Raw genomic sequence first — 242 nt, 5'->3', positions numbered from 1 at the left:
AATAAGGTTTGTCTTCAGTTACTGAAGAAATACAGTTTTCAATTTCGTCTAATGCAAACTCTTTTAATACATAACCATAAACACCTAAAGCTTTAGCTTCGTTATATATTTTCTCATCTTTTTCAAAAGTAATGAGGACTATTTTGGTTTTGAGGTTCGCCTTTTTACATTTTTCAGCAATTTGTAGACCTGTAAAAAAAGGCATTTTAATATCTAGAATAGCAATATCAGGTGTATGAGCT

General features: G+C 29.8%; 1 protein-coding gene. It reads right to left on the bottom strand.

Going from position 1 to position 242, the window contains the following annotated elements:
- The coding region (locus ACRHNM_RS17875; RefSeq protein WP_431137983.1) for a response regulator at positions 1-242 on the bottom strand (242 nt) is incomplete at both ends.

It is taken from the genome of Psychroserpens mesophilus (assembly GCF_050617655.1).
GTDB classification, from domain to species: domain Bacteria; phylum Bacteroidota; class Bacteroidia; order Flavobacteriales; family Flavobacteriaceae; genus Psychroserpens; species Psychroserpens mesophilus_A.
Note: the sequence above shows the minus strand (reverse complement) of the source record. Positions and strands in the feature narration are given on the sequence as shown.